The 19,275-nt window shown below is 63.8% G+C and carries 21 protein-coding genes; 15 read left to right on the plus strand and 6 right to left on the minus strand.

All coding sequences use genetic code 11. From position 1 onward, the window contains the following. Positions 1 to 33 precede the first annotated feature (33 nt). The 3 genes from AAHM38_RS01550 (at position 34) to AAHM38_RS01560 (ending at position 1,779) form a co-directional block, all read left to right on the plus strand. Positions 34 to 468, plus strand: coding sequence for an organic hydroperoxide resistance protein (locus AAHM38_RS01550; RefSeq protein ID WP_009240025.1), 435 nt, complete (start codon positions 34 to 36; stop codon positions 466 to 468). Next, positions 468 to 1,064 (plus strand): nucleotidyltransferase family protein, encoded by a 597-nt coding sequence (locus tag AAHM38_RS01555; RefSeq protein ID WP_009240024.1) that lies wholly within the window; start codon positions 468 to 470, stop codon positions 1,062 to 1,064. Before AAHM38_RS01550 ends, AAHM38_RS01555 begins: the two co-directional genes overlap by 1 nt. A gap of 511 nt (positions 1,065 to 1,575) precedes the next feature. Next, the gene (locus AAHM38_RS01560; RefSeq protein ID WP_009277078.1) at positions 1,576 to 1,779 is read left to right on the plus strand and encodes a hypothetical protein; all 204 of its coding nucleotides are present in this window, start codon (positions 1,576 to 1,578) and stop codon (positions 1,777 to 1,779) included. Between the two features lie 67 nt (positions 1,780 to 1,846). On the opposite strand, the gene AAHM38_RS01565 is transcribed toward AAHM38_RS01560, so the two are convergent. Both AAHM38_RS01565 and AAHM38_RS01570 read right to left on the minus strand, forming a co-directional pair. Continuing rightward, positions 1,847 to 4,516, minus strand: a complete 2,670-nt coding sequence (locus tag AAHM38_RS01565; RefSeq protein WP_116575076.1) for a putative bifunctional diguanylate cyclase/phosphodiesterase — start codon at positions 4,514 to 4,516, stop codon at positions 1,847 to 1,849. Positions 4,517 to 4,653: 137 nt separating this feature from the next. Next, positions 4,654 to 5,013, minus strand: a complete 360-nt coding sequence (locus tag AAHM38_RS01570) for a hypothetical protein (RefSeq protein ID WP_116575077.1) — start codon at positions 5,011 to 5,013, stop codon at positions 4,654 to 4,656. A 455-nt stretch (positions 5,014 to 5,468) separates the two neighbouring features. On the opposite strand from AAHM38_RS01570, the gene AAHM38_RS01575 reads away from it, so the two are divergent. The 3 genes from AAHM38_RS01575 to AAHM38_RS01585 all read left to right on the plus strand — a co-directional run bounded on the left by AAHM38_RS01575 (position 5,469) and on the right by AAHM38_RS01585 (position 7,918). Beyond that, entirely contained in the window at positions 5,469 to 5,759 is a 291-nt protein-coding gene (locus tag AAHM38_RS01575; protein ID WP_009240021.1) for an H-NS histone family protein, read from the plus strand. Between the two features lie 108 nt (positions 5,760 to 5,867). Next, entirely contained in the window at positions 5,868 to 6,596 is a 729-nt protein-coding gene (locus AAHM38_RS01580; RefSeq protein ID WP_037028890.1) for a GntR family transcriptional regulator, read from the plus strand. 260 nt (positions 6,597 to 6,856) lie between these two features. Beyond that, positions 6,857 to 7,918, plus strand: coding sequence for a porin (locus AAHM38_RS01585; RefSeq protein ID WP_116575078.1), 1,062 nt, complete (start codon positions 6,857 to 6,859; stop codon positions 7,916 to 7,918). Between the two features lie 122 nt (positions 7,919 to 8,040). Here the strand turns inward: AAHM38_RS01585 and AAHM38_RS01590 are convergent, their stop codons facing one another. The 4 genes from AAHM38_RS01590 to flgA form a co-directional block, all read right to left on the minus strand. Beyond that, the gene (locus tag AAHM38_RS01590; RefSeq protein WP_116575079.1) at positions 8,041 to 8,763 is read right to left on the minus strand and encodes a LuxR C-terminal-related transcriptional regulator; all 723 of its coding nucleotides are present in this window, start codon (positions 8,761 to 8,763) and stop codon (positions 8,041 to 8,043) included. Positions 8,764 to 9,222: 459 nt separating this feature from the next. After that, the gene (locus AAHM38_RS01595; RefSeq protein ID WP_009240017.1) at positions 9,223 to 9,684 is read right to left on the minus strand and encodes a flagella synthesis protein FlgN; all 462 of its coding nucleotides are present in this window, start codon (positions 9,682 to 9,684) and stop codon (positions 9,223 to 9,225) included. A 127-nt stretch (positions 9,685 to 9,811) separates the two neighbouring features. Beyond that, positions 9,812 to 10,132, minus strand: a complete 321-nt coding sequence (flgM, locus tag AAHM38_RS01600) for a flagellar biosynthesis anti-sigma factor FlgM (protein ID WP_116575080.1) — start codon at positions 10,130 to 10,132, stop codon at positions 9,812 to 9,814. A gap of 122 nt (positions 10,133 to 10,254) precedes the next feature. After that, the gene (flgA, locus tag AAHM38_RS01605) at positions 10,255 to 11,118 is read right to left on the minus strand and encodes a flagellar basal body P-ring formation chaperone FlgA (protein WP_179817511.1); all 864 of its coding nucleotides are present in this window, start codon (positions 11,116 to 11,118) and stop codon (positions 10,255 to 10,257) included. A gap of 422 nt (positions 11,119 to 11,540) precedes the next feature. Here flgA and flgB point away from each other — a divergent pair, with 422 nt between their 5' ends. The 9 genes from flgB to flgJ all read left to right on the plus strand — a co-directional run bounded on the left by flgB (position 11,541) and on the right by flgJ (position 19,189). Next, positions 11,541 to 11,996: a flagellar basal body rod protein FlgB gene (flgB, locus tag AAHM38_RS01610; protein ID WP_103519443.1), complete on the plus strand. Its 456-nt coding sequence runs from the start codon at positions 11,541 to 11,543 to the stop codon at positions 11,994 to 11,996. Positions 11,997 to 12,211: 215 nt separating this feature from the next. Next, complete coding sequence (gene flgC / locus AAHM38_RS01615; protein WP_065855977.1) at positions 12,212 to 12,619, plus strand: flagellar basal body rod protein FlgC; 408 nt, start codon at positions 12,212 to 12,214, stop codon at positions 12,617 to 12,619. Between the two features lie 27 nt (positions 12,620 to 12,646). Further along, a complete protein-coding gene (locus AAHM38_RS01620; protein WP_116575081.1) occupies positions 12,647 to 13,303 on the plus strand; it encodes a flagellar hook assembly protein FlgD in 657 nt (218 codons plus the stop codon). 54 nt (positions 13,304 to 13,357) lie between these two features. Continuing rightward, the gene (gene flgE, locus AAHM38_RS01625) at positions 13,358 to 14,566 is read left to right on the plus strand and encodes a flagellar hook protein FlgE (RefSeq protein WP_116575082.1); all 1,209 of its coding nucleotides are present in this window, start codon (positions 13,358 to 13,360) and stop codon (positions 14,564 to 14,566) included. Positions 14,567 to 14,611: 45 nt separating this feature from the next. After that, the gene (gene flgF / locus AAHM38_RS01630) at positions 14,612 to 15,349 is read left to right on the plus strand and encodes a flagellar basal-body rod protein FlgF (protein WP_116575083.1); all 738 of its coding nucleotides are present in this window, start codon (positions 14,612 to 14,614) and stop codon (positions 15,347 to 15,349) included. Between the two features lie 40 nt (positions 15,350 to 15,389). Further along, positions 15,390 to 16,172 (plus strand): flagellar basal-body rod protein FlgG, encoded by a 783-nt coding sequence (flgG, locus tag AAHM38_RS01635; RefSeq protein WP_009240010.1) that lies wholly within the window; start codon positions 15,390 to 15,392, stop codon positions 16,170 to 16,172. 33 nt (positions 16,173 to 16,205) lie between these two features. Further along, positions 16,206 to 16,958, plus strand: coding sequence for a flagellar basal body L-ring protein FlgH (locus AAHM38_RS01640; protein WP_116575084.1), 753 nt, complete (start codon positions 16,206 to 16,208; stop codon positions 16,956 to 16,958). A gap of 10 nt (positions 16,959 to 16,968) precedes the next feature. Continuing rightward, positions 16,969 to 18,087 (plus strand): flagellar basal body P-ring protein FlgI, encoded by a 1,119-nt coding sequence (locus tag AAHM38_RS01645; RefSeq protein WP_116575085.1) that lies wholly within the window; start codon positions 16,969 to 16,971, stop codon positions 18,085 to 18,087. 16 nt (positions 18,088 to 18,103) lie between these two features. Then, entirely contained in the window at positions 18,104 to 19,189 is a 1,086-nt protein-coding gene (gene flgJ, locus AAHM38_RS01650; protein ID WP_116575086.1) for a flagellar assembly peptidoglycan hydrolase FlgJ, read from the plus strand. The last annotated feature ends 86 nt before the right edge of the window (positions 19,190 to 19,275 follow it).

The following is a 19,275-nucleotide window of genomic DNA, read 5'->3' on the forward strand; positions in this document are numbered from 1 at the left end:
GATTGCGTCGTTCACCCATCGGAGGAGCATGTCATGGCATTGAATATCCTGTACACCGCCCACGCCAAGGCCACAGGTGGCCGCAACGGCCACACGCAAACCGAAGACGGCCAGGTCTCGCACGACCTGTCGGTGCCCAAGGCCATGGGCGGCCCCGGCAAGCCCAATACCACCACGCCCGAAGACCTGTTTGCCGCCGGCTATGCCGCGTGCTTCGGCTCGGCGTGCGACTTTGTCGCCAAGAGCATGCTCAAGCTCAACCCGAGCAACATCGAAATCCACTGCGATGTGGGTATCGGTACGCGCGAGGAAGGCGGTTTCGGCCTGAAGGTGGGCCTGACCGCACGGATCAGCGGTCTGTCGCAAGCCGATGCCGAGAAACTGGTGGCCCAGGCGCACCAGGTGTGCCCGTATTCGAACGCCACGCGTAACAACGTGGAAGTCACGCTCAAGACCGAGGTGGTCTGATGCCGCAGCGGCCTGTTGTTGGTGTGTTGCTGGCCGCGGGCCGCGGCAGCCGGTTCGACGCGGCGGGCGTGGCCAACAAGCTGCTTGCCCCGCTGCCCGATGGAACCCCCGTGGCGGTGCAGGCCGCGCGGCACCTGATGCAGGCGCTGAGCGACGTGGTGGCAGTGGTGCCCGCCGCTGCCACGCATGGCGCGCAGGTCGATCAACTGGCAACGCTGTTGGCCGAGGCCGGCTGCGAAGTCTTGCGCTGTCCCAATGCTGCACGTGGCATGGGCGCCAGCCTGGCTGCCGGCGTAGCCGCACGCCCGCAAGCCGGCGGGTGGATCATCGCCCTGGCCGACATGCCATGGATTGCCCCTGAGACCATCACCCAAGTCGCCAACGCAGTGGATCCACACGGTTGCGTTGCGCTCTTTCATGCCGGCCAGCGGGGCCACCCGATCGGCTTCGGGGCCGACTTCTTCGCGGGCCTGACAGCGCTCGACGGCGACGAGGGCGCGCGGCGGCTGATCGATCCTGCCAAGCTCATCTCCATCGAGACCGATGATGCCGGCATCCTGCGCGACGTCGACACGCCGGCCGATCTGGCCCGCTGATCGAACGTTTGCCCGTGGGCATGGGGTGTTCGGGGCTCAGGCGGGCGGTCCTGCGAAGATTGGCTAACAAGAGCCGCGTTTCCGGCCAACCCCACTTGTCCACAGCAACGCGCACACCGCTTGCAAAACCCCCCGCAAGCAGTTGACGGAAAAGGGTTTGTTGCACGATGTAACAGGGCTGCCGAATGTGGATAACTTTGTGCGGGTGCGCAGGTTTTACGTGCGTTGCATGTTTGCCCAAACCCGTCAAGCCCTTTTGTGGGTTGGGTCTCTGGAGGTGGCGCCGGTTATGCACAGAACATGTGGATAAGTCTGTGGGAAACACCATCCGAGCGGCGTGGCGACGGCTTTCGGTCGGCGCTGCTTGCGAATGCGGCACGGCCTCTCAGACGCGCCCGCCCTGCACATTGCAACGATTGATTACAACTTGAAACAGCAAGTCCGGCACTCGTTGGCCAAACTCCCGATACGCGATGGCTTGATCGCGACCGACGCATTCAAGGAGAAAAACATGGTTCGGGTACTGACGATTCTGCTGGCCGGTGCGACGTTGCTGACCGCAACCGGCTGTGCCGACATGACGGCACGTCAACGCAATACCGCCATTGGTGCGGGTGTGGGCGGGTTGGCCGGCGCTGCTTTGATTGGCGGCCCGGGTGCCACGCTGGGCGGTGCCGCACTGGGCGGCCTGGTGGGCAACGTATCGACGCGTTGATTTCGGTTCGACCTGCGCGTCGACTCAAAAAGAAACGGACCCGGGGTTAAACCTTCGGGTCCGTTTTTTATACCTGTGCGCGGCTTCGGGTGCGCAGCAATTCTTCCAGTGCCGACACTTCCAGCGGACGTCCAAACAGGAAGCCCTGCACTTCGTCGCACGCATGTGCAGTCAGGAAAGCCGTTTGCTCCGGGGTTTCCACACCTTCGGCCGTGACCGTCATATTCAGCGCGCGGGCCATCGCGATGATGGTCTTGGTGAGCGCCACGCAGTCGGGCACCCCAGGCACGCCGCTGATGAACGAACGATCGATCTTGATGTTGTGGATTGGCAAGCTGCGCAGATACGACAGCGACGAGAACCCGATGCCGAAATCATCGAGCGAGATGCGCACGCCCCGCGCGGCCAGGCTCATGAGCAGGCGCTGTGTCGATTGCCGGTCGGCCAGCAGCACGCTTTCCGTCAGTTCCAGTTCCAGCCGGCCGGGCGCCATGCCCGAAGCCTTGAGCGCTTCATCGACGTCGCGCTCGATCACGCCCGCATCGCATTGCCGCGCGGACACATTCACCGCCATGCGCCCCGTGAAGCCGAACTTTCGTGCCCATGCCTCGCCCTGCGCGCAGGCTTGCATGAGTGCCCAGCGGCCAAGTTCGAGGATGTAGCCCGACTCTTCTGCCACGTCGATGAACTCGGAGGGCGACACTGCGCCCAGTTCGGGGTCGGACCACCGCATCAGCGCTTCAACCGCCACCAGTTCGCCTGAGTCGAGTGCGTACTTCGGCTGATACACCAGCCGCACCTGACCGCGCGCCAGCGCACGCCGCATGCGCTCGTTGAGTGTGAAGCGGCGCAGCATCTGTGTTTCCAGCGCGCGCGAATACCGCGTGATGCGGTTGCGCCCGTTTTCCTTGGCGCGGTACATGGCGGCTTCGGCATGGCTGACCAGCGTGGCCGCATCGCCGCCGTCTTCCGGGTAGGCCGCTACACCGATGCTGGCCGACAGGTGCACTTCACGTTCGCCACCGGTGAAGGGGCGGGCCAGCGCGTCGAGCACCTGTTGTGCGAGCGTGTCGGCAGCGTTCGGGTCATCGATGGCCACGCAGAACTGGTCGCCACCGAGGCGTGCCAGCAGCGCGCGCTGGCCCGCCTTGCCGCGGATGCGCTGCGCCGCCATGTTCAGCACCTGGTTGCCCATGTGGTGCCCCATCGCCTCATTCACGGTCTTGAAGTGGTCCAGCCCGATATACAGCAGCGCGGATTCCCCGGTGGACGGCAGCGCCAGCCGCGCATCGAGCCGCTCGATGAACGCCGCGCGATTGGGCAGGCCGGTGAGCGAATCCTTGGTCTCCAGCAGGCGCAGCTGCTCGTAGGCGGAACGCTCGGCCGTGATGTCGGTAAAGATGACCAGCACCGCGTGCGGGGATGCGCTGTCCGGCGAGAACATCGGCAGCACCGATTCACGCAGCCACACGATCTGCCCATTGCCGGCCGGCACGCCCACGACGACGTTGCTGATCGCTCGCCCCGTGCGGGCCGCCAGGGTGGAGGGCCATGCGGCGCGCGGCAGGATGGCGCCGTCTTCACCCAACATCATGTCGTTCAATGCCACACGCGGGCGGCCTTTCCATGACGCGCCCGACATGCGCAGGATCTCGGCCGCGCTGCGGTTGTACGAAAGCACGCGGCCGTCGGTGGACAGCGTCAGCACGCCTTCGCTCAGATGGTTGACCACCAGCCGATACTGATCGCGCAGCTCGCGGGACTGGCGATATTCATTCTCCAGGCGCAGCAGCTTGACCAGGGCCGCGACGTAGCGGCCGCAGTCTGCGCGCAGCGTTGCGTCGTCGGGCGGGTTGGCAGTTGGGAAGAAGAGGCAGAGCAGATCATCGGCGACGGCCATGCCGCCATGTTGGGCCGGGATGCGGCACAGCCATGTCGGATGCGCGGTGTCCAACACGCGGACGAGTGCTTCGTGCAAAGCCGTGGGCGCATTGGCTTCGTGAACCAGTTCGATGGGCGCCAGCTCATTGAGCAGCGGCGCGATGCGAGCCAGTTCGATATCGAACTCACCCTGTGCCGCGGTGGGCAGGTGCGCCGCGTGGTCGTCGCGCAATGCCAGCTTCGCCCGTGCGCGCTGCGTGCCGTAGAGCCTTGCCCGCCCGGAGACGACACGCACCACCATGCACAGCGCCGACGACAAGGCAGCCTCCAGCGCCCGCAGCGCAGCATGCAGCCGCTCGCCGAGCGAGGCGGCGGAAGGCAGCGTGGAAAGCAGATGATCGAGATGCTCGTGCGGTAACGCGGCACCGATGGCTTCGGCGCTCAGCACGCGCTCGCCGGCCTTGCCCGGCAATTGCGCATCGAGCGGCAGCGGCAATCCGTGCACGACCACCTGCTGCGCTGGCAGCCCATCAAAGCGGGTTGGCGTCACCGTCAGCCTGACGCTGACCACCTCGTTGGAATCACCGGCAGAAAGTGCGGAGACGAGCTGTGCCGCCGGAATGGCCCGAGCATCGGGCTGCGTCGCATCGGCGTCTTCTCCGGTAAGGGCCTCCAGCCATGCGGGAATGTCCTGGAAGAAGCGCGAGAAGGGCTCGCCGAGCAGTTGGTCGGAGGACAGCGCCCGCACCATGCAAACGCCGGCTGCATTGGCAAAGACGATGCGGCCTTCGAGCACCACATAGAGCGGAACCGGAAGGCTTTGCGCCGACAACGGGTAGGAAATTTCGTCTGGCATCCCACGCTCCAACTGAGGCATTGCCCGGCATCTCTGTCAGCACGGACTTCGGGCGACACTGGCCGCGAGAACGCCGGCTACCGGAAGTCAGAGGCAATGGTCTTCATAATGCGCAAAAGTCGTGCGCGGCGCAAAATCTAGTTTGTGGTCGATACAACACATTTTGAATGCGTTTTGTCGGCCGCGCTGTTGTTGATTTGTCGCGCAGGTTTCAAAACGATTGGCTGCGGGTCTGGTGCGAGCGACGGTTCCATTTGGGCATGCGGGCCATGTTCACTTTCCTGGGCGGCGAAATGCTGCTCGATCCAGCGATGCGTCAGTGTCAACCCGATTGCACACATCAACACGCATGTTCCCGTTGTCAGGATGAAATAAGCGCTGATCCGTTCGACCGAACGTTCTGGAAAGAAAACAGTCGCGGCGACAAACAGCGTGCCTGCCAGTACGCCAAAGACCAAAAGCAGATAGTAAAAACGACGCGGTAAGGGCGAATTCATCGTTGTCTCATCCAACTGCAACCAAGAGGGGGGTGCTTTGAATCGTTTTACCGCCCCCGCCAAATGGCATGCCATCGCGGTGCAATGGCATGCCTGGCCGGAGGCTTGCGCATGAATTGATATTGCGTTCGCTGTACTGCTGCGATGCTGCAGTTTGCCGCCTGCGGCGCAAGCGGGAATTGCGGGACCCGGCAGCGCTTGCTATGGTGGTGGCACTGAAATACAGCGCGATACCAGTTTGCGGCCTTACATCATCGCGTACGCTAATCCGATGCGTCAATCCGACTTTCCGGTTGAAACTGAGCATCCGGTGTGGCATGAGTTGATGTCTGGCTTAGTGGGGCGGTTTGACGGGTCACGATCAAAAACGTTGAAATTTGATTTCAGTTATGAATACAATTGATCTAATATCTGATCCAGACCAGATTTCACACCAGAATTTAACGGGAGCGCATATGGCGACATACAAGGAATTGATTGCACAAAAGGCCAAACTGGAAGAGCAGATCGAAACTGCGCGCGCCAAAGAACTGGAAGCGGTTATCCAGCAAGTGCGTCAGACGGTTGCCGAATATGGTCTGACCGCTGAAGACCTGGGCCTGGCCCAGCGCCGCGGCCGCCGTGCCGGTGCGAAGGCGCCGGTGCCGGCAAAGTATCGCGACCCGAAGACCGGCGCGACGTGGTCCGGCCGCGGCCGTGCGCCGGCCTGGATCGGCAAGAACCGCGATAAATTCCTGATCGCCTGATCTGTCGGACCCTACCTGGCGCGCGCAAGCGTGCAACGTAAATGGCCCACCTGTCCGGTGGGCCATTTGCATTGCTGCGCGCGATGATCGTTCATGTATAACGACGGCATGACGCCCCGCCTGCCCAAATACCTCGAACTGGCCGACCGCATTCGGCTCGACATCCTGCACGGAGCGCTGCCGGCCGGCAGCATCGCACCCAGCGAGAATGAAGTCGCTCAGCGCTACGGTGTATCCCGTCTGACGGCGCGCCGCACGCTGAATGAGCTGGCGGCGCGCGGGCTGCTCAAGCGTTCGCGTGGGCAGCGCAGCGTGGTGCTCGATCGCGTGGGGCCGCATCGGCCGGTGCTGTATGCGCCGGGCCAGTCTGACGCCGCGCTGGAATATGTGCCGGGCGCCGTCTATACGGTCAGTGCATTCCGGCTGGAGGCGGCCGACGACACCGTGGCCGCCGCACTCGACCTGTCGGTGGGCGCACAGGTGGCGTTTGTCGAGCGCCGTGCTCAGGTGGCGGGGCAGCCCATCATGCTGCTGCGTACCTGGCTGACGTCGCGGCTGGCGGCGATGCTGGAGGCGCGCGACTTTGAGGATCGCCTGTTCGTGCAGGTGTTTCAGCGCGCCAATCTGACTATCGCGCGCTCGCGCGAGGCACCGCTGGCTTGTGTGGCCGACGCCCACCAGGCTGCGCAGCTGGGCGTGGATGCAGGCGTGCCGCTGGTGCGCGTGCGCCGCATCGGCTACAGCGTGGCGGACACGCCGATTTCCCTCACGTACTGCGATTTTTCGCCCGAGCGCTACACGCGCGAAGTCGACATCCGGGTGCTTCAAAACGACTGAAAGCGCACTGCGCCAGACCGGTGCAGAAACGGCGCCACACACCCCGCGATGGGGACTTGTCCGCCTGGGGTATTCAAGCTAGTCTGCGCCCCTTCCCAGGAAAACGTATTCATTTGTGAAGCGACGCTTTGCCGACAACGTATTGGCACGGCAGTTGCATTCACGGCGCCATCTCAGCGGCGGCGGGTTGAGCCACCTGCCGCCTCAACGCTGATTCAGTCGATTCAACACAACGGAACCACACGAGGGAGAACTCAACAATGCAACTCAAGCGACGTTTTTCGCTGGCCGTGCTGGCTGCCGCCGCCGGTTTGACCGCAGGCGCAGCGCAGGCCCAATCGTCTGTGACGCTGTACGGCCAGGTGGATGCCTGGGCCGGCGCCACCAAGAACCTGGGCCAGGACCGCGCATGGGGTGTCAACTCGGGCGGCATGTCGACGTCGTACTGGGGCCTGAAGGGCAGTGAAGATCTGGGCAACGGCCTGAAGGCGATCTTCACGCTGGAAGCGTTCTTCCGCCCTGATACGGGCAAGTCCGGCCGCTTTGATGGCGACCACTTCTTCGCACGTAATTCGTTTGTCGGCCTGCAGTCGAACACCTGGGGCTCGATCAAGCTCGGCCGCAACACGCCCCCGTACTTCGTTTCGACGATCCTGTTTAACCCGTTCATCGATTCGTACACCTTCTCGCCGATGGTGTTCCACACCTACCTCGGCAACGGCCGTTCGGGCGCCGCGGGCATCTCGGGCCTGGTGGGCGATTCGGGCTGGGACAACTCGATCATGTATTCCACGCCGGACATGGGCGGCCTGACAGGTACCCTGATCTACGGCGCAGGCGAGCAAGCCGGCCACAACGGCCAGAACAAGTGGGGCGGCAGCCTGCTGTACTTCCGCGGCAATTTTGCGGCTACGGCGGCGTTCCAGCAGGTGCGCTACGACAGCGCGCCGGGCGACCTGAACAGCCTGGTGGCTGGCTTTTCGCGCCAGACGGCGGGGCAGCTGGGCGCGACGTATGACTTTGGCGTGGTCAAGCTGTACGGCCAATACCAGTACATCAAGAACACGATCAGCACGGGCGACGCCAAGAGCAACGGCGGCCAGCTCGGCGTGTCGATCCCGGTCGGCCCGGGCAGCATCCTGGCCTCGTACGCGTACACGAAGACGTCGGGCGCCGCAGACGTGAAGCGCAACACCTGGGCAGTCGGTTACGACTATTCGCTGTCAAAGCGCACCGATGTGTATGCGGCGTATTTCCGCGACAAGGTGTCGGATCTGTCGACGGCCGACACCTTCGGCGTAGGCGTCCGCGCAAAGTTTTAAGCTTTTCGCGATCTGCTTTCCTTGTCGCCGCCCGCGTCTCGACAGCGTGGGCGGCCATGTGCAACGGCGTCCGGATTCCGGGCGCCGTTTTTTGTCGTGTGGACAACCGGCCAGGGCTGGCGTCAGCCTGTGCGCGCCAGGCGCAGCGGCCGGGCGGGCGGCGGAGCGGTCTCCGCTCCAATGTTCGGCTGATTCAGCAGCATGGCGCCGCGCTGCGTAGCAACAAAGACGGCCTCGGTACGGCTGCGTACTTCGAGCCGACGATACAGCGCGTTGATATGCGCCTTTGTTGTCGCCTCGGAAATGCTCAGCATGCGGCTGATGGTTTTGACCGGATGCCCGCGTGAGAGCAAGACCAGAATCTCATATTGACGCTGTGTCAGGCCGAGCAAGGCGCAATCGTCATTACCATTTCCGCTGGAAGAACCTGCCGCATTGGCTTCGGGCCGTGTCAGCACAATCGATGCCGGCACATAACGGCCGCCCGCGAGCACCAATTCCAAAGCTGCCGCAATCAATTTGCCGGAATAGCTTTTCAGCAGATAGGCCGAAACATTCAATTGCATCAGCGTGCGCACATGCGCGGCGGAATCGGTTTCGCCGAGCACGGCAACGTGTCGGGGATGGGGCTGCTGCAACAGCCGCGAGAGGGCCGGCAGATCGTCGATGCCGGGCAAGGGCAGGCCGATCAGGGCCAATTCGGCGTCCGCATGCGCCGCAAGATTTTCAAAGAGGGCTTCGTCCGGCTCGACGCTGACCACCTCGCTAATGGCCGGCAGGGATTGCAACACATGGGTCGCGCCGGCACGCACCAAAGGGTGTGCCTCCACTACGATTGATTTCACTGCGCCGCCTGTCTGGTTATGGTTTGTTTGTCCATTTCCGGAATCAGCTTGTTGCCGCGTCTATATTTGAACCTGCGGTCCAAAATGAATGCGGCCGTGCCCATGGAAAATGCTTTTAGCGCGCGGTCTCGGTATATTTCCCCGTTCAACCGGCAGTCACCGCGGTGCGGTGCCGTCGGGCCGAAACCTTGGCACGCCATTAGGCGCAATTTCCTTCCGGTTTTTCTTGTTTATGTCGCCAGGCGCGGAGGATTAACTCCGCCGAAATCGCAGAATAAATCCCCAGCATGCTTGTTGCACCCATCAATGGGATGTAAACCTTTTTGTTTACCCCGATTGGTGGTGTGCTAGACCCCTCTATACATAGCAGGATCAGACGGCAGCAGCTAGCCCCACTTCACGCCCATTGACGTGGGCGTAAAGGGCGGCTTTTGTGCTCAAAAGATGGGTTCTGGTGGCTTATTGCGCGACCACCGAGAAGCGCGGCATCGACAGCGGCTGTTTGCCGTCACGGCCGTAGGGCGTGCCGCCGCCGTTGTTTGCGGCATGCAGGACAGACAGTGCGTTCTGCGTGGCGCGCAGGCGCAGGTCGATCAGGGTGCCGTTGTCGATGTTGCGCTGGCGCAGCAGGCGGGCCAAGGCCAGGTTCTCGTCGAACAGGCGGCTGGCGTTTTCGTCGGTGCGCAGGTATTTGACCAGCCCGTACGGATCGGCCCCGCCATGCTGGGCCCACCACAGGCGGCGGTCGCGGTCGGCCTCACCCAGGGCGGCGAGCTGTTTTTGCTTGGTCTGGGTGATGCGTTCGAGCTCGACCATGTCGCCATCGCGCAACGCCTGCGCTTCGGCATCCAGGGTGAGGGTGGCGGCGCGCAGCAGTTCCTGCTCGTCGGCAAGGGTGCGGATCAGCAGTGTGTTGTCCATGGTGACTACCTCAGGCTCAGGCTTGGAAGCTTGGGCAGCCGCCGGCTGGCACACCGCCCCGCCGCGATCAGTCCGAACGGACCGGCGGCGTCGGAAAATACAGGGGACGGACGACGGGAAATCCCCGTCAGACCTTCTTGGAGCGCGTGGAGAGCAGCGATTGCGCGTCGGAAAGCGCCGCATCGGCGATCTTGCCGGCGTCCATCTTGAGCGTGCCGTTCTGAATGGCAGTGCGGATCTGCTCGACGCGCGCGGCGTCGAAGTCGCCGCTGCCCACTTGGCGCGAGACTTGTTGGACCGACAGCGACGGCGAATCGCCAGTGTGGCGCGTGGTGCCCGAAGCCGTCGTGGTGGCCGGGGACGAGCCGGTGGCGCGCGTCGACCCGGACGCAGCGTCCTTGGTCGGCGCAACGGCCGGCGTGTTGTTCACGATATGGTTGATTTTCACGGGTGTCTCCGAAGAGCGCGTTCATCCTAACACCCATATCGGCCAACCCCGGCCCAAACTTTAGCGGCAGGTATCGATTACGCATCACAGCAGAAAAGTGATCCGCCGTTATCAATTTGATCTTAAAACTGGATCGCCACGACGCCGGCGGACTGTGCGATGCCCGAGACGACATTGCCGTTGGCGGTTCGCACCTGGGCCACTTGGCCTACAGCGGCCTGGTTCAAGGCCCGACCGTCGCTGCTGACCTGGAAGCCACCGCCCTCGGCAATGAGCTTGACGGTCTGGCCGGCCTGCACCGCCATCGGCAGGCGCAGGCTTTCCGCGCGCAGCGGCTGGTTGGCGGCCACGCTGGTGAGCAGTACATGTCCCACCACATCGGCCGGCTGCTGCACGACCGACGCCGGCAGCGTGGAGAGATCGCCGGTACGGGCCTCCAGATCGCCCAGATCGAGCGTCTTGCCCGGCGACAGCTGGTGCGAGGCGACGTAATACGTCCCCGTAATCTGAATCGTGGCCGGCACCCAGGCCGCCCAGGCATGCGGCGACCGGCAGCGCACGCCTACTTGTATACGGCCGCGCAGGCGGTTGGCCGCGGGCAGCATCAGGTCGATCTGGTCGCAAGGCTGGTTGGCCACGCGTGCATCCACGGGGCCAACTTCCACCGACGCACGTGGCACGCCCGTCTCATTCGTGCCGCCCAGGATGTCCAGTTGCGACTGCAGCTGTTGCTGAATCTGCATCTGGATGGCGTTCGGGCCCTGGATGGTGGTGGGCTGCGCGGCCTGCTGCGCCACTGGAGCCTGGGCCGGCGGATAGCCGACGCGCACCATGCCCTGTGCATGCGCCAGGATCGGGTGCACGACGCTGGCCAGCAGGCCCAGCGCCAGGATCAGCAGCAGCTTGCGCTGGCGCCCCGCCAGCGGCATGGCCTTGGTGGCAGGTCGGGTCGGGTGGTGCGCGCTGCGCGCAAACCGCGTGGACATGGAGAGCCCCTTCATCAAAAGTCCAGTGAAGTGTAGCCACGCGTGCGCGAGCGCCAAATGCGGAAATGTCGGCCAATCCCCCCCTTATTCGGACGAATGGTCTTGCACACCGGCCCCTAGACTTTGCAACGTGGTGAAGTCCCTGGCGTTGTGCGGTTCCTGGCCGTACAGCCTGCCCCGGTGGAAGGTTTCCCGGCCAACCTCTGGATTCGCAGACAGGTCTTTTCCACTGAGGCTGCATGACGGCAACTCAGCAAGACAAGCGGTTCAGCGGTTTTGGAGACGGCATCGGCGGTTTTGAAGGGGCCGCTGATGCCGGGCCCTCCTGCCGAACGGAACGCGCAACAAGCAAACGCAAGACGGAACGCAACCCCGGCGGGTGGCAGCAATCACCAGGACGCCACGCGCAAGGAATGACAGACATGGTCGACAAGCTGGATCAGTTGTTCGGTTTTCAGGAGCAGGCGTTGCACCTGCGCTCGCAGCGGCACCAGATTCTGGCCTCGAACATCGCCAACGCCGATACGCCCAACTACAAGGCACGCGACTTCGACTTTCAGTCGGCGCTGCAGAAGGCGGTCGGCCAGCAAGGCGGTAACAGCCTGCCGATGTCGGCAACGGCTGCGGGCCACCTGAGTGTGGATGGCGCGCCGGCCGGCGATGTGTCGCTGATGCAGGCATCGCTCTCGCAGCAGACCAAGGCGCTGCAGGGCGAGGTGCAGTACCGCACGTCGCAGCAGCCGTCCATCGACGGCAACACGGTCGACATGGACGGTGAGCGCATGCGCTTTGCCGACAACACCGTGCGCTACGAGGCCGACCTGAGCATCGTGACGCAAAAGATCAAGTCGATGCTGGCGGCCATTCAGAACAGCTAGCGCGATGTAGCAACAGCAGCAAGAGCAGCAAGAGCAGCAAGAGCAGCAGACAGGCATTAAGACGACCGCGCAGCAATCACGCGCGGCGAAAGAGGGGCGGGAACTGTGTGGCGCTCCGGGCCGGGAGATAGCGGTCCGGAGCAAGCCGCCATACAGAACACCGGATGGGTCCGGCAGCCATGCCGGCAACAGTGTTTGAAGACATCGGAATCAACATGTCGCTATTCAAGGTGATGGATGTAGCTGGCAGCGCGCTCACCGCGCAGTCCAAGCGCATGAACGTGGTCGCCTCCAACCTGGCCAACGCCGAAAGCGTGACGGGCCCGGACGGAACGGCGTACCGCGCCAAGCAGGTGGTGTTCTCGCCCGCGCAGCAGTCTGACGACTACGCCACCGGCGTGTCGGTCGACCGCGTGGTGGAGGACACCGTCACCCCCATGAAGCGCATGCACCAGCCGGGCAACCCGCTGGCCGATGCCGACGGCTACGTGACCATGCCGAACGTCGATGTGGTGGACGAAATGGTCAACATGATTTCTGCGTCGCGCTCGTACCAGGCCAACGTGGAGGTCGCCAACACCACCAAGACGATGGCTTCCAAGGCTCTGACCCTGGGCCAGTAAGCGGCACATTCCTAGCGAGACAAGAACATGACCGTCAGCTCAACGACCAACACGACCAGCACCGCGGGCACGACCTCCGGCAACCAGCTTGCCATCACCAAGGGCAGCGACCTGCAGAACACGTTCATGCAACTGCTCGTGGCGCAGTTGAAGAACCAGGATCCGCTCAACCCGATGGACAACTCGCAGATGACCTCGCAGCTTGCGCAGATCAACACTGTGAACGGCATCCAGCAGCTGAACACCACGATGTCGAGCATGCTCACGCAGAACGCGACCACGCAGGCGTCGTCGATGATCGGCCGCACGGTGCAGGTGCCCACTAGCAACCTGACGCTGGCATCGGGCGCGGCCAACTTCGGCGTCTCGGTGCCCAACGGCGCCGACGATGTCGTCGTCACGATCACGAACGCCGCAGGCGTTGCCGTGCGCACTGTCGACCTCGGCCAGATGACGGCCGGCAGCGGCAACTACACCTGGAACGGCAAGGACGACAAGGGCAACCAGCTCGCCGATGGCGCCTACTCCATCAAGTTGACGGCCACGCAGGGCGGGAAGGTCGTCACGGCAAACGCCCTGGGCACCGACAAGGTGGCCGGCGTCACCATCAACAACGGCACGATGCAGCTGGTGTTGGCCTCTGGCGGAACCGCCAAGCTGTCCGACGTGGCATCGATTCAGTAACCACGGGTCAACTGCGGGCAGACCCCGCGCTTCTATCTTCTACGGGAGAACACAATGGGATTCCAGCAAGGCCTGAGCGGTCTCGACGCCGCCGCTGCCAACCTCGACGTGATCGGCAGCAACGTGGCAAACGCCAACACTGTCGGCTACAAGAAGTCGACCGCCGAATTTGGCGACGTGTACGCACGCTCGCTGGTGGGTGCGTCCGACAACCAGATCGGCCAGGGCGTGAGCGTGACCAAGGTCTCGCAGTCGTTCACGCAGGGCAATGTGACCAACACCGGCAACCCGCTGGACATCGCGATCAACGGCACGGGCTTCTACCGTATGGTCGATCCGTCCAGCGGCCAGGTGTCGTACACGCGTAACGGCCAGTTCCAGACCGACAAGAATGGCTTCATCATCTCGGCCACCGGCCAGAACCTGACGGGCTACGGCGTGGATTCGACCGGCAAGGTCAATACCGCCGTGCTGACCAACCTGAAGATTCCCGTCAATGACCTAGCGCCGCTGGCCACCACCAACACCGCATTCGGTGTGAACCTGGATGCGGCGGCCACGGTGCCGACCACCACGCCGTTCTCGCCCACCAACTCGGCCACGTTCAACCACTCGGTTTCGGAGCAGGTGTACGACGGTACGGGCACGGCCCACATGCTGACCAACTACTACGTGCGTACCGCCGCCGGCTGGGATGTGTATTCGCAGGTGAATGGCAACAACCCGACGGGCGGCAACCCCGTGACGTCGCTCACGTTCAACAGCAGCGGCCAGCTCACCTCGGCACCCAGCAAGGTCAACGTGGCCTTTGGCGGCATGAGCATCGCCACCATGGATTTCACGGGTACCACGCAGTACGGCGGCGGCTATAACGACACCGCCCCGGGCGTGACGCAAGACGGTTACGCCACCGGCCGCCTGGCCAGCTACACGGTCGGTACCGATGGGACCGTCACCGCACGCTACTCCAATGGCCGCACCTCGACGCTGGGCCAGATCGCCATGGCCAACTTCAAGGCACCGGAAGGCCTGCAGAACATCGGTGGCAACCAGTGGGTGGAAACGTCCAACTCCGGCGCGCCGAACCTGGGCACGCCGGGCATGGGTTCGTTCGGCCTGCTGCAATCGTCGGCGGTAGAGCAATCCAACGTGGACCTGTCTGCGGAACTGGTCAACATGATCATTGCCCAGCGCTCGTATCAAGCCAACGCGCAGACCATCAAGACGCAGGACACCATCCTGCAGACGCTGGTGACGTTGTAATTGTCGTTGCCTCAAGCTGACTGACCGCACACCAAGGACACTCGCATGGACCGCTCGATCTACGTGTCGATGACTGGCGTAAAGCACCTGTTTGACCAGCAGGCTGCCAGCGCCAACAACCTCGCCAACGCCAGCACCACGGGCTTCAAGGCGCAGATCGACGCGTTCCATACGGTGGGTGTGCAAGGCGATGGCTCGCCCACGCGCAGCTACGTCATGGCTTCGGCCATCGGTACGGACCTCGCACCCGGCCCGATCGAGACCACCGGCCGCAGCCTGGACGTGGCCATCGACGGGCCCGGCTTCTTTGCCGTGCAGACGCCGGATGGCGGTGAGGCTTACACCCGCGCCGGTACGTTCCAACTGGGCCCGGACGGCACGATCCAGACGCTCTCCGGCCAGCCCGTACTGGGCGACGGCGGCCCGATCACGCTGCCGCCCAACACCACGGTGCAGTTTGCCAAGGACGGTACGGTCAACGCGATCAGTGCCGACAGCCGTACGCCGCCGGTGTCGCTGGGCCGCCTGAAACTGGTGAGCATCGACCCGGCGAACATCGACCGCGGCGCGGACGGCCTGTTCCGCCAGCGCGACGGCCAGGACGCAGGCGTGGATGAAAAAGTCCGCATCACCGGCGGGGCGCTGGAGGGCAGCAACGTCAACCTGACCGACTCGCTGGTCAACATGATCGAAATCTCGCGCCAGCTCGAAATGCAGATGAAATCGCTGCACACGAGCGACACGAATGCCCAGTCGGCCAATGAACTGCTGCGCCACGCCTGAACGGCCGGCGCATTGAATTGAATCAACCAAGGACTCGAACATGATTCGCTCCCTGTGGATTTCCAAAACCGGGATGGACGCCCAGCAATCGCAGCTGGATGTCATCTCGAACAACCTGGCGAACGTCAACACGACGGGCTTCAAGCGCTCGCGCGCCGTGTTCGAAGACTTGCTGTATCAGAACGTGCGCGAGCCGGGTGCGCAGTCGTCGCAACAGACCACGCTGCCTTCCGGCATGCAGATCGGTACGGGTACGCGCATCGTCGCCACCGAGCGCCTGCACACGCAGGGCAACCTGCAGCAGACCGGCAACTCGACCGACGTGGCCATCAACGGCAACGGCTTCTTCCAGGTGCAGATGCCCGACGGCACGCTGGCCTATACGCGTGACGGCAGCTTCCAGATCAACGCACAGGGTCAGCTGGTGACCTCCAGTGGCTACCCGGTCCAGCCGGCCGTGACGGTGCCGCAGAACGCCACCAGCCTGACGATCGGCAAGGACGGCGTTGTGACGGTCACCACGCCGGGCACGGTCAACAACACGCAGGTGGGCACGTTCCAGCTGGCCAACTTCATCAACCCGGCCGGCCTGCGCAGCATGGGCGAAAACCTGTACGCCGAAACCGAAGCGTCGGGTACCGCCAACCTTGCCAACCCGGGCTCGAACGGTGTGGGCGCGCTCAACCAGAACTACGTTGAAACGTCCAACGTGAACGTGGTGGAAGAAATGGTCAACATGATCCAGACGCAGCGCGCGTACGAGATCAACAGCAAATCGGTCCAGACGTCGGACCAGATGCTGGAGAAGCTGTCACAGCTTTGAGCTGGACAGCGCAGTTTTTGAGGATGTAGTGCGATGCATACCCCCCCGGTTCACTCGCTCCAGTATGGCAAGCACAGCGGCCGCGCTGTGCTAGCTGTTCGAGTCGTTCGATTGGTCGTGCTCGGCACGGCCGCCTTGCTCGCTACGGCGTGCGGCATGCTGCCGCCGCCTGCTCCGATCGTGCAAGGTCCGACAACCGCGCGCCCGCCGATGCCGGTGATGGCGCCGCGTCAGAACGGGGCGATTTACCAGGAAGTGGCATCGGGCAGCGGTGGGTTTCGCGGTATGTTCGAAGACCGCCGCGCGCACATGGTGGGCGACACGATCACGATCGTGATCACCGAGAACACGGCGGCCAGCAAGCAGACTTCGGGCAGCGTCAACCGCACGGGCAGCTTGACCGCTTCGGTGCCGACATTTGCTGGCATGAACCCGGGCGTGCTGTCGCTGCTGGGTGTGTCGGCCAGCGACGCAAACAAGTTCGACAGCAAGGGCGCCAACGGTGCGCAGAACAACTTCACGGCCACCATCACGGTGACGGTGGTGGAGGTGCTCTCCAACGGCAACCTGGTGGTCAGCGGCGAGAAGCAGACCGCCGTGGGCCAGGGCACCGAGTCGGTCAAGTTCTCGGGCGTGGTCAACCCCACGACCGTCAACAATCAAAACACCGTGCTGTCCACCCAGGTGGCGGACGCACGCATGGAATATCGCGGCACGGGCTATGTGGCCGAGTCGCAGCAGATGGGCTGGCTGTCGCGGTTCTTCCTGACCGTGTCGCCGTTCTGAGGAATCTGCCATGACTTTGCATCGCATCATCGGCGCAGCCCTGGTGGCACTGAGCGCAATTTCGGCGGTGGTTCCGAGCACGGCACACGCCGACCGCATCAAGGATCTGACCACCGTTGCCGGCGTTCGCGACAACGCGCTGATCGGCTACGGCCTTGTCGTCGGCCTGGACGGCAGCGGTGACCAGACCACGCAGACGCCGTTCACGGTCCAGAGCTTCAACAACATGCTCACGCAATTCGGCATCAACGTGCCGGCCGGCGCGAGCATCCAGCTCAAAAACACCGCTGCCGTGGTGGTGACGGCCACGCTGCCCGCCTTCGTGCGGCCCGGCCAGACCATCGACGTGACGGTGTCGTCCATCGGTAACGCCAAGAGCCTGCGCGGCGGCACGCTGCTGCTCACGCCGCTCAAGGGCGTGGACGGCCAGCTCTACGCATTGGCACAGGGCAACGTGGTGATTGGCGGTGCGGGCGCATCGGCCAATGGCAGCAAGGTGCAGATCAACCAGCTCGGCGCGGGCCGCATCGCCAATGGCGCCACGGTGGAGCGCGCCGTGCAGGCCACGGTGGGCGAGGCGGGCAGCATCCAGCTCGATACGGGCACGACGGATTTCGGCACCGTGCAGAACATCGTCACCGCCATCAACAAGCAGTTCGGCACGGATACGGCGCAAGCCGCCGACGGCCGCACGATCAACGTGCGCGCACCTGCGCTGGCGTCGGACCGCGTGGGCTTTCTGGCCAAGCTGCAGAACATTGACGTTACGCCGGCGCTGGCCGCCGCGCGTGTGGTGGTCAACGCCCGCACGGGCTCAGTGGTGATGAACCAGCTCGTCAAGCTCGAGCCCTGCGCGGTGGCGCACGGCAGCCTGTCGGTCACCATCAGCACGGACCCGGTGGTGAGCCAGCCCGCGCCCTTCTCGCAAGGGCAGACGGTGGCGGGCGCGCGCTCGAACATCGAGGTCAAGCAGCAAGGCGGCAGCCTCATCAACGTCAAGGGCGGCACCAACCTGGCGGATGTGGTCAAGGCCATCAACGCGATTGGCGCCAACCCGCAAGACCTGATCTCGATCCTGCAGGCGATGAAGGCGGCCAACGCGCTGCGCGCCGACCTGGAAATCATCTGACGCTGCGGAGGCCACGATGAACCAAACCGACCTCACCAGCCGCCTGGCGCTCGATTCCCGAGGGTTCGAGTCGCTCAAGCAGACGGCGCGTACCGATCCGAACGGCGCGGCCAAGACCGTCGCCAAGCAGTTCGACGCGATCTTCGTGAACATGATGCTCAAGCAGATGCGCGATGCATCGCCGCAGAACGGGCCGCTCGATTCGTCTTCAAGCAAGATGTACACGTCGATGCTCGACCAGCAGCTGTCGCAGACCATGGCCTCGCGCGGCGTGGGCGTGGCAGATCAGCTCTTGAAGCAGATGCTGCGTCAGGCCAACCATGTGAACCCGGATGCGGGTGGCAAGGTGAATACCGCGCTGTCCAATACGACGGCGACCAATACCGCGCTGCCGGGGGCCGCCGGTGCCACTAGCGATGCCGCCAAGGCCATCGCCCGTTCGTCGCTCAACAGCATGGCTGCAGCTGTTGCGCCCGGCACGGAAGACGACGGCTCGGGCATCAGCACCGTGCCGCGCCCGGGCCTGGAAGAACGCGTGCAGCGTGCGCTGGCCGCGTTGCGCAAGCAGGCGGACGCGCAGGCGCAGAGTCCAAGCGCGCCGCCCGAGGTCGATCTGTCGACGGTGGCATCGGAGCCGCGCGGCGAGCGCATGACCAGCTTCTACAACAAGCTGATCGGCCACGCATCGCAGGCTGCGCAGGAAACCGGCATTCCGGCCAACTTCATGATCGGCCATGCCGCGCTGGAGTCCGGCTGGGGCCGCCGCGAGATCAAGGCAAAGGACGGCACGAACACGCACAACCTGTTCGGCATCAAGGCCGGTGGCTCGTGGGCCGGCAAGACTGCCACGGTGACCACCACCGAATACATCGGCGGCGTCGCCCACAAGGTTCAGGAGAAGTTCCGCGCCTACAGCTCGTACGCCGAGGCGTTCAAGGACTACGCCAATCTGTTGGCCAACAACCCCCGCTACAGCAACGTCGTGGCAGCCGGCAACGGCAACGATGCGGCGTCGTTCGCCAAGGGCTTGCAGCGCGCAGGCTACGCCACCGATCCGAACTACGCCCACAAGATCATGGCGGTGCTCAAGCAGATCGCCTAAGTGACTTAGTAAGCATATTTTGCAACATCGGCCGGCTCAAGTTTGTTCTTGTCCGGCCGATGTTGTTTCTAGAGCTTATTTCGGCG

It is taken from the genome of Ralstonia sp. OTU4908 (genome assembly GCF_038440115.1).
Lineage (GTDB): Bacteria > Pseudomonadota > Gammaproteobacteria > Burkholderiales > Burkholderiaceae > Ralstonia > Ralstonia pickettii.

Bases quoted from the DNA above. Each gene is read 5' to 3' on its own strand.
- AAHM38_RS01550 (WP_009240025.1), top strand. From the start codon at position 34: ATGGCATTGAATATCCTGTACACCGCCCACGCCAAGGCCACAGGTGGC.
- AAHM38_RS01555 (WP_009240024.1), top strand. From the start codon at position 468: ATGCCGCAGCGGCCTGTTGTTGGTGTGTTGCTGGCCGCGGGCCGCGGC.
- AAHM38_RS01560 (WP_009277078.1), top strand. From the start codon at position 1,576: ATGGTTCGGGTACTGACGATTCTGCTGGCCGGTGCGACGTTGCTGACC.
- AAHM38_RS01565 (WP_116575076.1), bottom strand. From the start codon at position 4,516: ATGCCAGACGAAATTTCCTACCCGTTGTCGGCGCAAAGCCTTCCGGTT.
- AAHM38_RS01570 (WP_116575077.1), bottom strand. From the start codon at position 5,013: ATGAATTCGCCCTTACCGCGTCGTTTTTACTATCTGCTTTTGGTCTTT.
- AAHM38_RS01575 (WP_009240021.1), top strand. From the start codon at position 5,469: ATGGCGACATACAAGGAATTGATTGCACAAAAGGCCAAACTGGAAGAG.
- AAHM38_RS01580 (WP_037028890.1), top strand. From the start codon at position 5,868: ATGACGCCCCGCCTGCCCAAATACCTCGAACTGGCCGACCGCATTCGG.
- AAHM38_RS01585 (WP_116575078.1), top strand. From the start codon at position 6,857: ATGCAACTCAAGCGACGTTTTTCGCTGGCCGTGCTGGCTGCCGCCGCC.
- AAHM38_RS01595 (WP_009240017.1), bottom strand. From the start codon at position 9,684: ATGGACAACACACTGCTGATCCGCACCCTTGCCGACGAGCAGGAACTG.
- flgA (WP_179817511.1), bottom strand. From the start codon at position 11,118: ATGTCCACGCGGTTTGCGCGCAGCGCGCACCACCCGACCCGACCTGCC.
- flgB (WP_103519443.1), top strand. From the start codon at position 11,541: ATGGTCGACAAGCTGGATCAGTTGTTCGGTTTTCAGGAGCAGGCGTTG.
- flgC (WP_065855977.1), top strand. From the start codon at position 12,212: ATGTCGCTATTCAAGGTGATGGATGTAGCTGGCAGCGCGCTCACCGCG.
- AAHM38_RS01620 (WP_116575081.1), top strand. From the start codon at position 12,647: ATGACCGTCAGCTCAACGACCAACACGACCAGCACCGCGGGCACGACC.
- flgE (WP_116575082.1), top strand. From the start codon at position 13,358: ATGGGATTCCAGCAAGGCCTGAGCGGTCTCGACGCCGCCGCTGCCAAC.
- flgF (WP_116575083.1), top strand. From the start codon at position 14,612: ATGGACCGCTCGATCTACGTGTCGATGACTGGCGTAAAGCACCTGTTT.
- flgG (WP_009240010.1), top strand. From the start codon at position 15,390: ATGATTCGCTCCCTGTGGATTTCCAAAACCGGGATGGACGCCCAGCAA.
- AAHM38_RS01640 (WP_116575084.1), top strand. From the start codon at position 16,206: ATGCATACCCCCCCGGTTCACTCGCTCCAGTATGGCAAGCACAGCGGC.
- AAHM38_RS01645 (WP_116575085.1), top strand. From the start codon at position 16,969: ATGACTTTGCATCGCATCATCGGCGCAGCCCTGGTGGCACTGAGCGCA.
- flgJ (WP_116575086.1), top strand. From the start codon at position 18,104: ATGAACCAAACCGACCTCACCAGCCGCCTGGCGCTCGATTCCCGAGGG.